The sequence below is a fragment of the Rhodobacteraceae bacterium M382 genome, from assembly GCA_025141015.1.
GTDB classification, from domain to species: Bacteria; Pseudomonadota; Alphaproteobacteria; order Rhodobacterales; family Rhodobacteraceae; genus Aliisedimentitalea; species Aliisedimentitalea scapharcae.
Genome location: CP081098.1, coordinates 1,134,416 through 1,146,423, shown reverse-complemented (window position 1 = coordinate 1,146,423; position 12,008 = coordinate 1,134,416). Strand labels below are relative to the sequence as shown.

14 protein-coding genes are annotated in these 12,008 nt (G+C 60.2%); 4 read left to right on the top strand and 10 right to left on the bottom strand.

All coding sequences use genetic code 11. The features are described 5' to 3' along the window. The first annotated feature begins 116 nt into the window (after positions 1 to 116). The 4 genes from K3727_05225 (at position 117) to deoD (ending at position 3,701) form a co-directional block, all read left to right on the top strand. Positions 117 to 512 (top strand): hypothetical protein, encoded by a 396-nt coding sequence (locus K3727_05225; GenBank protein UWQ92203.1) that lies wholly within the window; start codon positions 117 to 119, stop codon positions 510 to 512. A gap of 62 nt (positions 513 to 574) precedes the next feature. After that, positions 575 to 2,542, top strand: coding sequence for a protein meaA (locus K3727_05220; GenBank protein ID UWQ92202.1), 1,968 nt, complete (start codon positions 575 to 577; stop codon positions 2,540 to 2,542). 111 nt (positions 2,543 to 2,653) lie between these two features. Beyond that, a complete protein-coding gene (locus tag K3727_05215) occupies positions 2,654 to 2,974 on the top strand; it encodes an H-NS histone family protein (GenBank protein ID UWQ92201.1) in 321 nt (106 codons plus the stop codon). 22 nt (positions 2,975 to 2,996) lie between these two features. Then, positions 2,997 to 3,701: a purine-nucleoside phosphorylase gene (deoD, locus tag K3727_05210; protein ID UWQ92200.1), complete on the top strand. Its 705-nt coding sequence runs from the start codon at positions 2,997 to 2,999 to the stop codon at positions 3,699 to 3,701. Positions 3,702 to 3,905: 204 nt separating this feature from the next. On the opposite strand, the gene K3727_05205 is transcribed toward deoD, so the two are convergent. From K3727_05205 to sdhA, 10 genes are all read right to left on the bottom strand, one after another. Next, positions 3,906 to 4,751: a DUF1989 domain-containing protein gene (locus K3727_05205; GenBank protein UWQ92199.1), complete on the bottom strand. Its 846-nt coding sequence runs from the start codon at positions 4,749 to 4,751 to the stop codon at positions 3,906 to 3,908. A gap of 97 nt (positions 4,752 to 4,848) precedes the next feature. Continuing rightward, a complete protein-coding gene (locus K3727_05200; GenBank protein ID UWQ92198.1) occupies positions 4,849 to 6,075 on the bottom strand; it encodes a type III PLP-dependent enzyme in 1,227 nt (408 codons plus the stop codon). Between the two features lie 138 nt (positions 6,076 to 6,213). Continuing rightward, on the bottom strand, positions 6,214 to 6,405 hold the full coding sequence (locus K3727_05195) for a hypothetical protein (GenBank protein UWQ92197.1): 192 nt from the start codon (positions 6,403 to 6,405) through the stop codon (positions 6,214 to 6,216). A gap of 45 nt (positions 6,406 to 6,450) precedes the next feature. After that, positions 6,451 to 6,600, bottom strand: coding sequence for a hypothetical protein (locus K3727_05190; protein ID UWQ93488.1), 150 nt, complete (start codon positions 6,598 to 6,600; stop codon positions 6,451 to 6,453). A gap of 114 nt (positions 6,601 to 6,714) precedes the next feature. Next, positions 6,715 to 7,428, bottom strand: a complete 714-nt coding sequence (locus K3727_05185; GenBank protein UWQ92196.1) for a divalent cation transporter — start codon at positions 7,426 to 7,428, stop codon at positions 6,715 to 6,717. A 19-nt stretch (positions 7,429 to 7,447) separates the two neighbouring features. Then, the gene (locus K3727_05180) at positions 7,448 to 8,227 is read right to left on the bottom strand and encodes a succinate dehydrogenase iron-sulfur subunit (GenBank protein ID UWQ92195.1); all 780 of its coding nucleotides are present in this window, start codon (positions 8,225 to 8,227) and stop codon (positions 7,448 to 7,450) included. A 94-nt stretch (positions 8,228 to 8,321) separates the two neighbouring features. After that, positions 8,322 to 9,206 carry a hypothetical protein gene (locus tag K3727_05175; protein UWQ92194.1) on the bottom strand — a complete coding sequence of 295 codons (885 nt, stop codon included), beginning with the start codon at positions 9,204 to 9,206 and terminating at the stop codon, positions 8,322 to 8,324. Beyond that, positions 9,203 to 10,015: a hypothetical protein gene (locus K3727_05170; protein UWQ92193.1), complete on the bottom strand. Its 813-nt coding sequence runs from the start codon at positions 10,013 to 10,015 to the stop codon at positions 9,203 to 9,205. Before K3727_05170 ends, K3727_05175 begins: the two co-directional genes overlap by 4 nt. Beyond that, positions 10,012 to 10,176 carry a hypothetical protein gene (locus K3727_05165; protein ID UWQ92192.1) on the bottom strand — a complete coding sequence of 55 codons (165 nt, stop codon included), beginning with the start codon at positions 10,174 to 10,176 and terminating at the stop codon, positions 10,012 to 10,014. Before K3727_05165 ends, K3727_05170 begins: the two co-directional genes overlap by 4 nt. A gap of 23 nt (positions 10,177 to 10,199) precedes the next feature. Beyond that, on the bottom strand, positions 10,200 to 12,005 hold the full coding sequence (gene sdhA / locus K3727_05160; GenBank protein ID UWQ92191.1) for a succinate dehydrogenase flavoprotein subunit: 1,806 nt from the start codon (positions 12,003 to 12,005) through the stop codon (positions 10,200 to 10,202). Positions 12,006 to 12,008: the final 3 nt, after the last annotated feature.

The following is a 12,008-nucleotide window of genomic DNA, read 5'->3' as shown; positions in this document are numbered from 1 at the left end:
ATTGATTTACGCAGCGACGGGGCAATTGGTAAATGCCTAAACCGTGAACGCAGGCCTGCTTGCCCATCGCAAATCCTGGGTCGTATCCTGACGAACACACTTGGAGTGATACGACAGTGTATGATGGCGATTCCTTTTTTACCCTCTCCATGGGCGGGCAAATCGGTTTGGCCATGCTGTCGCTGATGCTGTGGGCGGGCTGGCTCTGGATCGTTCGCCGCCTAACCCGGTTCTCGCCCCTGTGGGTGCGCCTGCTCTTTGCAATCGCGGCATTTTGGCTGTTTGTCTGGCTCTCTCCCCAGGTCTATTACCTATTTTATCTGCTGGTGATCAGCGGCCTGCCGATGCAAATCGTCGTGCAAACCCCGCCTGGCCTGTCCGATTTGGGCCAGGTGCTGCTGTTTCAATCGGGTTTGAACCTCTCGGCCCACGGCCAGGCAATCCTGGGGTGGAGCCTGATCCTGGCCGCAGCAAAGAAATCGCCGCAGCGCAGCGAATTGACAGCGCCATAATATTCCAATAACTCAGGCTTCAACGTAAGAAAGTTGCGCAACCTGATTCACGAGGCCCGTACATGTCGCAGACGCAGAAAGACCGCCCCTGGCTCATCCGGACCTATGCCGGTCACTCCACCGCAAAGGCATCGAACGCGCTGTATCGCGCCAATCTGGCCAAGGGGCAAACCGGCCTGTCCGTGGCCTTCGACCTGCCGACCCAGACCGGGTATGACAGCGACCATGTGCTCGCGCGCGGCGAAGTCGGCAAGGTTGGCGTGCCCGTCGGCCATTTGGGCGACATGCGCATGCTGTTCGACCAGATCCCCCTGGAACAGATGAACACCTCGATGACCATCAACGCCACCGCGCCGTGGTTGTTGGCGCTGTATATCGCCGTGGCCGAGGAACAGGGCGCTGACGTGTCCAAACTGCAAGGCACGGTTCAGAACGACCTGATCAAAGAATACCTGAGCCGCGGCACCTATGTCTGCCCTCCGAAACCATCGCTCAAGATGATCGCGGATGTGGCCGAATACTGCTATACCAACGTGCCGAAATGGAACCCGATGAACGTGTGTTCCTACCACCTGCAAGAGGCCGGTGCGACACCGGAACAGGAACTGGCCTTTGCGCTGGCCACGGCTCAGGCGGTTCTGGACGAATTGCGCCCCCGTGTCCCTGCCGCGGACTTCCCCGGCGTGGTGCAGCGGATTTCGTTCTTTGTGAATGCCGGCATCCGCTTTGTGACCGAGATGTGCAAAATGCGCGCCTTTGTCGATCTGTGGGATGAAATCTGTGAAACCCGTTATGGCGTCACCGATCCGAAACAACGCCGCTTCCGGTATGGGGTGCAGGTGAATTCGCTCGGGTTGACCGAACAGCAGCCGGAAAACAACGTTTACCGCATCCTGATCGAAATGCTGGCCGTGACCCTGTCGAAAAAGGCCCGCGCCCGCGCCGTGCAGCTGCCGGCCTGGAACGAAGCCCTGGGCCTGCCCCGCCCCTGGGATCAACAGTGGTCGATGCGGATGCAGCAAATCCTGGCCTATGAAACCGACCTGTTGGAATTTGGCGACCTGTTTGATGGCAACCCGGCTGTCGATGCCAAGGTCGAAGAGCTGAAAGAAGGCGCCCGCGCCGAATTGGCCAACCTGGAATCGATGGGCGGTGCCGTCGCGTCGATCGAATACATGAAATCCCGCCTGGTGGATTCCAACGCCGAACGTCTGAACCGGATCGAACGCAATGAAACCATCGTGGTCGGCGTAAACAAATGGACCGAAGGCGAAGCCTCGCCACTCCAGACCGAAGACGGCGGCATCATGGTTGTCGATCCCGCATCGGAACAGGAACAGATCGACCGCCTGAATCACTGGCGGTCCCAGCGTGACGATGTCGCGGTCGAGGCTGCACTGGCCGCTTTGCGCGACGCCGCGCGGACTGGCGCCAACGTGATGGAACCGTCGATCGCAGCCGCCAAGGCAGGCGTCACCACCGGCGAATGGGCCGAAGAGATGCGCAAGATCTATGGCACCTACCGCGGCCCGACCGGTGTGTCTGGCTCGGTCTCGAACAAGACCGAAGGGCTGGACCACATTCGCCAGTCCGTGGACGCCGTCAGTGACCAGCTGGGCCGCCGTCTGAAATTCGTCGTCGCCAAACCGGGTTTGGACGGTCATTCCAATGGGGCCGAACAGATCGCCTTCCGCGCCCGCGACTGTGGCATGGATATTTCCTATGACGGCATCCGCCTGACCCCCGATGAAATCGTCGCCAGCGCCATCGAAGATCAGGCGCATGTGGTCGGCCTGTCGATCCTGTCGGGCAGCCACCTGCCCCTTGTTCAGGACCTCATGGACAAGATGCGGGCCGCCGGTCTTGGCGCAACTCCGGTTGTCGTCGGAGGCATTATTCCGGATGAAGACGCCGAAAAGCTAAAGCAAATGGGCGTTGCCAAAGTCTATACGCCAAAGGATTTTGAGCTGAATACAATCATGACGGACATAGTGACCTTGGTGACACCCGGTTCGGTTGCAGCAGAATAAAAATATGCGGCATAATGAAATTCGTTGCTGATTAGCATCACGAATTGCCTTACAGACTCCTCGTCATGCGGCCGTCTTCGGCCGCATGACATTATTTATTGGGAGTCATCAATGTCTGTCGATCTGTCGAACATGTCGCGCCACGAGCTTGCCGAGCTGCGCACAAAAATTGACGCTGCAATTGCCGAGGCCGAAGTCCGGGAAAAAGCTGCAGCCCTGCAAGCGGTAAAAGATGCCGCTGCTGAACACGGGTTCACGTTTGAAGAAATTGCCAAGGCCGCAAATACCGGCGCTGGCAAACGGGCCAAGGCAGCACCGAAATATCGCAACCCCGACAACCATGAAGAAACCTGGTCCGGTCGTGGGCGCAAACCTCAGTGGATTCATGCGGCCTTGACGCGAGGGTTGGATGTATCGGATCTTGAAATCTGATTTCTAGATCGGACCCTTATCCATGACCATACATATTGGCGCTGCCCCTGACCAAATCGCAGAAACCGTTTTGATGCCCGGCGATCCCTATCGCGCGAAATGGGCAGCCGAAACTTTTCTCAACGATGTCGAACTGGTCAATGAAGTGCGCGGCATGTTGGGGTTCACCGGTTTCTGGAATGGCCATCGCGTCACAATTCAGGGAAGCGGAATGGGGATGCCCTCCCTGTCGATATATGCGAATGAATTAATTCGTGATTATGACGTCCAAACGCTGATCCGAATTGGGTCCTGTGGCGGCATGCAGGATACGGTGAAACTGCGCGACATCATCATCGCAATGACGGCAAGCTCCATTAATACGCCGTCATCAGGAATATTCAGGGAATTCAATTTCGCGCCGTCGGCGAATTGGCCCCTGTTGCAGGCCGCTGTCACGGCAGCCGGCAATCGTGACGTTACAACCCATGTTGGCGGGATCTATTCGTCAGATGTGTTTTACGACGAACGTCCCGACCTGAATGAACAGATGGTTCGTCACGGCATTTTGGGGGTCGAAATGGAGGCCGCCGAACTCTACACGCTTGCCGCCCGTTATGGACGCCGGGCGCTGGCCATTCTCACGGTCTCTGACCATCTGACAACCGGCGAGAGCATGCCGTCGCAAGACCGCGAACGCAGCTTTGGCGACATGGTGGACATCGCACTTCACGCAGCTTTCGCCTGATCTGCCCCCTGCCCTTGGCGCACCCACAGCGCGCGCACGCGCGCTGCCCGGCCCAACGCCCGATCGTGCATCTATGATGCGCGGTCGGGGGACGGGAGCCCACCGGGGACGGGACCACACCAAAGACCGGAGCCCACTGTAGACCGGAGCCCACTGGGGCCGACCGCAAGTCCGCTGCCCCCCTCTCTGTCACTGTAGCTCGCTCTAGCGCCCGTGGCTGCGATCATAGCCATTCAATGCCGGCTGTGCCCATCCGGTCAGACTGTCGACCTGCGGCGTAAACACCTCGACCAGCAACGGATGGCAGGCGGCCGTGTCCGATGAATGCTCGGATCCGCAATCGCCCCCCGGACAGGCACTCAAACCCCCGATCAGGTCAATCTCGGCAAAAAACTCCAGATAGTCCCCCGGACGCACCGGCGACGCCTTCATGAAATACTGCCCTGTGTCCCGCGTGAATCCGGTGCACATAAAGACATTCAGCACATCATGCACATGCGGTTCAGCTTCGGCTGTCGACACCCCCAGATGATCCGCCAGCGCCCGGGTCAGATTGGAATGACAACAGTGGTGGTATTGGCTGCCGGCCAACAGATTGCCGGTATAGGGATCGCATCTGGTGCCGATCACGTCATGTACGGATCCACCGAATTCGTCGATCCCATACCACCCCAACGTGTCCTCGATGATGGTTGCCATGGGACGCAGCTGGGGAAAGCTGCTCCACATCCGTTCCCCCGTGGTGATATGCGTACCGTGCAGCGCCCGGGTTTTCCCGGAATAGAACCGTTCACGCAGATCATGGGCGTTCCACAGATTCAGGTCGCCCACCTGCGGCCCCCCGACCGATGTGATCCGGAAAAAGCTGCCCGCAGGCACCCGGAAACAGGCCGCATCCCGGGCCGGGGCCAGAACCTCGTCCACCTTTTTTGCCGTTGCCCGGGCCGCCCGGTACAGATCCAGATCCGGTTGCGGCAGCGTATCGGTCGGGTAACAGATGACCGGCTTGATCGCACGGCGGTCGGCCGCGTCCATGGGAGGTGTACACATATTGCTCACGCCTTGCAGATTGTTTTGACAGTGCTGCGACCATGCAAAACAATCCCGGCGCAAATTGGCAAGCAAATTGCGCGTCCGACGAACAGGTTCAGATCACCACAACGTCCAGCGGCGGGATGCCATTGAACCCGACGCTCGCATAGGTCGATGTATAGGCCCCGCAGCTGTGGATCACGATCCGGTCTCCGGACCTGAGCCCCAGCGGCAATTGATAAGGCTGGCGTTCATACAACACATCGGCGCTGTCACAGGACGGCCCCGCCAAAATGCAGGACCCGGTGGCCTCGTGGTCACGATCGGTGCTGATGCGATAGCGGATCGCCTCGCCCATGGCTTCGGCCAGACCGGAAAACATGCCGATGTCCAGATACACCCAGCGGTGCAGGTCGTTGTCATGCTTGCGCGACACCAACAGCACCTCGGCAGAAATCGCGCCCGCTTCGGCCACCAGACCTCGGCCCGGTTCGGCCATGATCTGTGGCACATCGCCGAAATGGCGGTGAATCAGCCCCATCACCGCGTTTGCATAATCCTCGGGCGCGTCGATCCGATCCCCGTAAAAGGCCGGAAAGCCGCCACCGATATTCAGCAGGGTCATCTCATGGCCTGCGGCCTGTGCCGCGCGCCAGGTTTGCGCCACCTGGGCCAGCGTCGCCTCCCACATCCGCGCCTCGCGCGTCTGCGAGCCGACGTGGAACGACAATCCCACCGGGCTCAGCCCCTGGGCCCTTGCATAATCCATCAGCTTCAACGCCTTGGACGGAGCACAGCCGAATTTGCGGTTCAGCGGCCAATCTGCCTCGGTGCTTTCGACGATCAGCCGCAGATAGACCTGTGCACCCGGCGCGTGTTCGGCCAGCTTGTCCAGCTCCTCTTCGGCATCCACAGCAAAATGGGTGATCCCCAGATCATAGGCAAATGCAATGTCCGAAGGGCGTTTGATCGTGTTGCCAAACGTGATCTGATCCGGCTGTGCCCCCGCTGACAGGCACATTTCGATCTCGGCCCGGCTGGCCGCATCAAAATTTGACCCCAACCGCACCAATTCGGCCAGGATCTCGGGTGCCGGATTGGCCTTGACCGCGTAATGGATCCGGGCGCGGCCCAGCCCCTGCGCCAAGGCTGCGTATTTGCGCGCCACAGCCTCCAGATCAATCACCAGCGTCGGGCGCTCAAACCGGGTCTGTTCGATATGGCGCAACAGGCGGGTGGACAGATTGGTTTCAGAATGGGTGTCACGGGCCATCAGCCCGGCTACGTTGGCGTTCATGGTCATCTCCAAAAGACCCGGCCATATATGACCGCTCAGTTCCATCAGAGACGTTACCGTCGCTACGTAACCATGGGGGGCGAGACCCTTGGGACAGAGGCGCGTGCGTTGGCGTCTTGGCCGCCCGTATCGGAGATATTCCCGAGTCGATCAAGAAGAATTTCCGGATTGCGGAAAAATTGCCTACCGCCCGCCCTTCTGGCACGCCGTCGGCATGTTTTCTCCCTGCATCTTGGACCCGCAAAAACTGCACTGCCATGCCCCGTCCCGCGACACCTGCCGCCACCGGCAATCCCGGGTCAGGGTCGTGGTGCGCGCGCGCCAGACGAAATAGGCAAAAACACCCAACAGCAATACAAGAAGAAGGACAGGCATGTGCCCGTCCTACCGTCTCGGCGTCCGACCCACAACCGGTTTGGCTCAGGCCGCGTTGGCATATTGAAACAGATCTGCCTGCTCTGGCTGCTCTGTCTGTGGGACCGGTATCGGCATAGGTGTATAATAGGCCCAGGCCTGTTCCAGCAGCTTCAGCGCCTGTTGTGCGGTAGTTTTGGATGGTGCAGATGTCATGGACGTCATCCTGTCGTTCAGATGTGTCCCTCCCTGACCATCAATCTAGCCCCGATTGGGCCCCCGTGCACCGATCAAGAACGCAACCGGGATATGCGCCAAACACAAGGCTGACTAGCCAATCACCATCTCCCCCGCCAGCCCAAGAGCAAACCCCATCACAGCCCCCAGCGACGGCGACCAGGCCCCCTTGACCTGGGCCTCGGGCGCGATGTCCTGAAACAGCAGGTACAGGATGCCGCCCGCCGCATAGATCATGATCCCGCCCAGCATGGCCGGCGCATCCGCCAGCACAAAGAAACCGACACCGGCACACAACGGCCCCAGCGATGCCAGCATCACGAACAACAGCAGGATCCGGACAGGCGACGTCCCCGGGCGGGACCACAGGTCGCGAAAGGCGGCAAACCCTTCGGGCAGGTTCTGCAAAAAGATCATCGCCGCCAACAGCTTGGCGGTGGCCGCCTCGGTCACCAATAGCGCCCCCAGCGCCATCGCTTCCGGCAGGAAATCCAGCAACATGGCCAAAACCAATGCGCCGCTGCCCCCTGCCCGCGCGAGCTGTTTGTCCACCACATAAAAGGTGAGCCCACCCGCCAGGAACAACGGAATTGCCACGCCCGCCGAGAGGTTTTCCGACCCTTTGGGCACCAACACCAACGCAATCGCCGACAGCAAAGCGCCGCCACCAAACGCGGTGACGGCGTGCACAAACCGGGTTTCGATCTGCTTGTCGCGGAACCGTTCGCTCCAGGCCAGCACACCACCCAACGGCATGGCAAGCCCGGCAAACAAAGCGAGTATCAAAGCATAGGTCAACGGTGTCATGCCGCTGACCTTAGGGGGCTTAGACCGTGCGTTCCACCATCATTTTCTTGATCTCGGCAATTGCCTTGGCCGGGTTCAGACCCTTGGGACAGGTCTTGGCGCAATTCATGATGGTATGGCAACGATACAGCTTGAACGGATCTTCCAATTCGTCCAGACGCTCGCCCGTTGCTTCATCACGGCTGTCGATAATCCAGCGATACGCATGCAGCAACGCGGCGGGCCCAAGATAGCGATCTCCGTTCCACCAGTAGGATGGGCAGGACGTCGAACAGGACGCGCACATCACGCATTCATACAGACCGTCCAGCTTCTTGCGGTCTTCGATGGACTGTTTCCATTCCTTGGCCGGGCGGTTGGTCTTGGTTTCCAGCCAGGGCATGATCGAGGCATGCTGGGCATAGAAATGGGTCAGATCCGGGATCAGGTCCTTGACCACCGGCATATGCGGCAGCGGATAGATTTTCACATCGCCCTTGATCTCATCCATCCCGTAAATACAGGCCAGCGTGTTGATGCCGTCGATGTTCATCGCACAGGAGCCACAGATGCCTTCGCGGCACGACCGCCGGAATGTCAGGGTCGGATCGATTTCGTTCTTGATCTTGATCAGCGCGTCCAGAACCATCGGGCCACATTCGTCCATGTCGACGAAATAGGTATCGACACGCGGGTTCTGACCGTCGTCAGGGTTCCAGCGATAGATCTGGAACTTGCGGACATTGGTCGCGCCTTCGGGCTTGGGCCAGGTTTTGCCTGTGGTGACCCGGGAGTTTTTGGGCAGTGAGAATTGCACCATGGGTAAGCCTCCTATGGGGTGAAAGGCGCTGTCGTCGCGGACAGGGCCCAATTGGCACGGCGCGTGGCCGATGCGATGGGTTGGATACGGCGGATCATGTCAGATCCCCCGGTGATACGGGCGCATGCCGGGCGATCTGAGTCAGCCGTTCGGCATCCTCGGGAAACAGGCGGTCCAACTGTGCCATTAACGCCGCATCGCGGCAGGCTGCGGCCAGCACCAGCTGATAGTCGGGCTCGGTCTGCATCTGATGCCACCGGTCCAGCACCCGCAATTCATCACCCGAAGCCGATTGTTTCTGAAACGACGAACCGCCGCCATATTTCTGGACTTCTCCGACATCCGTGTCGGCAACCGGCAGGTTCAACCGCACGAGAATGTCCTGCCGATAGCTGTCGGACTGTACCCATGTGTCATAACAGATACAGGTTTCAGCCCCCTGCCCGCGCGCAACCAGCGCCAACAGGCGGGTGTAATTGTCCATGGCGCGCAGCACCATCGAAAGACGCCGGGACAGGCTATAGCTCGGATTGCCCTGCAGTTTCTTCAACAGCGATGCCGACCAGTTCAGAAAGCTACGATAGATCAGGATGTCATGATCAATGGCAGCCTCATCCAGCGGCCCCGACAGCCGTCTGTGGCGCTTCATCTCGGCCGGCGACGTGTCTTCATAGCTGATCAGCAAAAGCGCCCCGTCCCCCGCCTTGGCAACGCGCGACGGCAAATCCCCCGCCGCATCGCCACCAGCGACATGGTGCCGGTTCACTTCGAGGGCCGAAAAATGGTGCAACGGATCCCGGTTCGGCTTGCAATTGTTCAGAAACACGGATGTCCCCGTGGGCGCGTTGCGCATCAACCAATTGGCAATGGCGTGGTTGCCGGACCGGCGCATCCCGCTCAGCCGCAGAACCAGACCCGGCGTCAGGCCCAGGGCCTGCCAGGTGGCACAAGATCCGGTGTCGCGCGCTATCTGCATCACACCCAATCCAATTCAGGGACGAACAGGGCCTGATTGCCTTGGATCAACTGCACAACCGGTTTGCGGGCCGCGCGGGGCAGACCCTGTTGATTCAGCTGGCGCAGAAACTCCAACGATCCTGCATTCAGGCTTTCGTTGCGACGCCCCTGTTGTTCGGCCATCGCCCTGATATCTGCGTCGGGCACCCCAGCCAGACGCAACAGCTGCATCCCCGGTTTGGCGCGATTCTCTTCCTCTTCGAGGCGCAGGAAATGGGTGCGCTCGGCCCCCACCACAGCTGCGACGCGCGCCTGCAGGTCATCCCAGGTTCCACACGCCCGGGTCTGCTCCAGGAATGTGTCCAGCGTTTCGCCATAGCCATCCGATTTGACCGCCTGGTTGTGGACACTGACCTTCCACGCCGCCATGTCGCGCGTATAGAATACGAATTCCGGCCGCAGCGGTGCCAGATGTTGAACGAACAGGTCCAGAATACGTTCAATCTCAGGGTACAGCGTCACCACCCCGCCCCGCCCCAGCATTGCACCGGGGATGTTCTCATGGGACAGGATACAGGGCTTTCCCTCGGACAGCACCGCGTCTCGCACCTGTGTCACCCGGGCAATCAGATCGGCCTCATGCGTGTCATCCAGACTGAACAGGGCCGCTACCCGCCCCAGTTCACGGGTCGGGCTTCCCTTGACCGGGGTCCGGATGTCGACACTGCGGGACAAAAGATCCCGGTTGCGTTGCACGAAATGGTGAAAGGCGGTCGATGCGGTTTTCTGTACACCGCAATGGATCAACACCCGCGGGAGCGATGATGTCATGCCACGCCCCCCATCAACCGCACCCGCTCCGGGCGCGCCTGTGGCCCGCCTCCCTGCATCGGCGACGCAACGCCCAAGCCACACCCGCATACCCCCGGCAGCGCGGCCCGAAAGGGCAACGCCACACCGTGGACATCAACAGGCAAGATCAGCTTGGGCACACAGGGTCTCCTGATTGACGGCCTTAGAAGGTCCGCGCTTTGGGCGCGATCCGCTTGAGGCTGATGCCGCCTTCTTCTTCGGTGCTCAGTGGATCAACAACCACCGGACGATAGGACAGGTCGACAGAATTGCCCTCGACCCGGCTGACGGTGTGAACCCGCCAGTTTTCATCGTCACGCGTGCTGAAATCCTCATGCGCATGGGCGCCCCGCGATTCCTTGCGGGCTTCGGCACCGACAATGGTGGCCAATGCGCTTGGCATCAGATTGGTCAGCTCCAGCGTTTCCATCAGATCCGAGTTCCAGACCAGCGACCGGTCGGTGACCTTCAGATCATCCATCTTGGCCGCGATGGCGGTCATCTTGTCGACGCCTTCGGCCATGGTCTTGGCTGTGCGGAACACGGCCGCATCGGCCTGCATGGTTTTCTGCATCTCCAGACGCAGATCCGCCGTTGCGATGCCACCGCTGGCATTGCGCAGATCGTCAAAGCGATCAAACGCCTTGTCCACGGAGGCCTGGTTCAGAACCGGGTTTGCCGCATCGGCGTCAACCACCTTGCCCGCGCGGATCGCCGCCGCACGTCCAAACACCACCAGGTCGATCAACGAATTCGATCCCAACCGGTTGGCCCCGTGCACCGACGCACAACCTGCTTCGCCCACGGCCATCAGGCCGGGAACAACACCGGTTGGGTTGTCGGCGGTCGGGTTCAGCACCTCGCCCCAATAGTTGGTCGGAATGCCGCCCATGTTGTAATGCACGGTCGGCAGAACCGGGATCGGTTCCTTGGTCACGTCCACCCCGGCAAAGATCTTGGCGCTTTCCGAAATGCCAGGCAGGCGTTCGGCCAGCGCTTCGGCAGGCAGGTGGTTCAGGTTCAGGTGGATGTGATCGCCATCCTTGCCCACACCACGCCCTTCGCGGATTTCCATGGTCATGGACCGGGACACATAATCGCGCGGTGCCAGATCCTTGTACTGGGGCGCATAGCGCTCCATGAACCGTTCGCCTTCGGAGTTGGTCAGATACCCCCCCTCGCCGCGCGCGCCTTCGGTGATCAGACACCCCGAGCCATAGATGCCCGTCGGGTGGAATTGCACGAATTCCATGTCCTGCAACGCCAGACCCGCACGGGCCACCATACCGCCACCGTCCCCGGTGCAGGTATGCGCCGACGTCGCGCTGAAATATGCCCGGCCATAACCACCGGTCGCCAACACCACCATCTTGGCGTTGAAGACGTGCATGGTGCCGTCGTCCAGCTTCCAGCAGACAACACCCTGACATTGACCGTCTTCGGACATCACCAAATCAATGGCGAAATATTCGATATAGAATTCGGCGTTGTTCTTCAGCGACTGACCATACAGCGTGTGCAGGATCGCGTGGCCGGTCCGGTCGGCGGCGGCACAGGTCCGCTGCACCGCAGGGCCTTCGCCAAATTCGGTTGTGTGGCCACCAAAGGGGCGCTGATAGATCTTGCCCTCTTCGGTGCGCGAGAACGGCACACCGTAATGTTCCAGCTCATACACCGCCTTGGGCGCTTCGCGGGCGAGATATTCCATCGCATCCGTATCACCCAGCCAATCTGACCCTTTGACGGTGTCATACATGTGCCACTGCCAATGGTCCGGCCCCATGTTGGACAGCGAGGCCGCAATGCCCCCCTGCGCGGCAACCGTGTGCGACCGGGTCGGGAACACTTTGGTCACACAGGCTGTGCGCAGCCCCTGTTCCGCCATGCCCAGGGTGGCACGCAGACCGGCCCCGCCGGCCCCAACCACCACAACGTCATAGTCATGTGTTTCGTATTCGTAAGCAGCCATTTT

Bases quoted from the DNA above. Each gene is read 5' to 3' on its own strand.
- K3727_05195 (UWQ92197.1), bottom strand. From the start codon at position 6,405: ATGCCTGTCCTTCTTCTTGTATTGCTGTTGGGTGTTTTTGCCTATTTC.
- K3727_05220 (UWQ92202.1), top strand. From the start codon at position 575: ATGTCGCAGACGCAGAAAGACCGCCCCTGGCTCATCCGGACCTATGCC.
- K3727_05170 (UWQ92193.1), bottom strand. From the start codon at position 10,015: ATGACATCATCGCTCCCGCGGGTGTTGATCCATTGCGGTGTACAGAAA.
- K3727_05215 (UWQ92201.1), top strand. From the start codon at position 2,654: ATGTCTGTCGATCTGTCGAACATGTCGCGCCACGAGCTTGCCGAGCTG.
- sdhA (UWQ92191.1), bottom strand. From the start codon at position 12,005: ATGGCTGCTTACGAATACGAAACACATGACTATGACGTTGTGGTGGTT.
- K3727_05200 (UWQ92198.1), bottom strand. From the start codon at position 6,075: ATGGAACTGAGCGGTCATATATGGCCGGGTCTTTTGGAGATGACCATG.
- deoD (UWQ92200.1), top strand. From the start codon at position 2,997: ATGACCATACATATTGGCGCTGCCCCTGACCAAATCGCAGAAACCGTT.
- K3727_05205 (UWQ92199.1), bottom strand. From the start codon at position 4,751: ATGTGTACACCTCCCATGGACGCGGCCGACCGCCGTGCGATCAAGCCG.
- K3727_05180 (UWQ92195.1), bottom strand. From the start codon at position 8,227: ATGGTGCAATTCTCACTGCCCAAAAACTCCCGGGTCACCACAGGCAAA.
- K3727_05190 (UWQ93488.1), bottom strand. From the start codon at position 6,600: ATGACATCTGCACCATCCAAAACTACCGCACAACAGGCGCTGAAGCTG.
- K3727_05185 (UWQ92196.1), bottom strand. From the start codon at position 7,428: ATGACACCGTTGACCTATGCTTTGATACTCGCTTTGTTTGCCGGGCTT.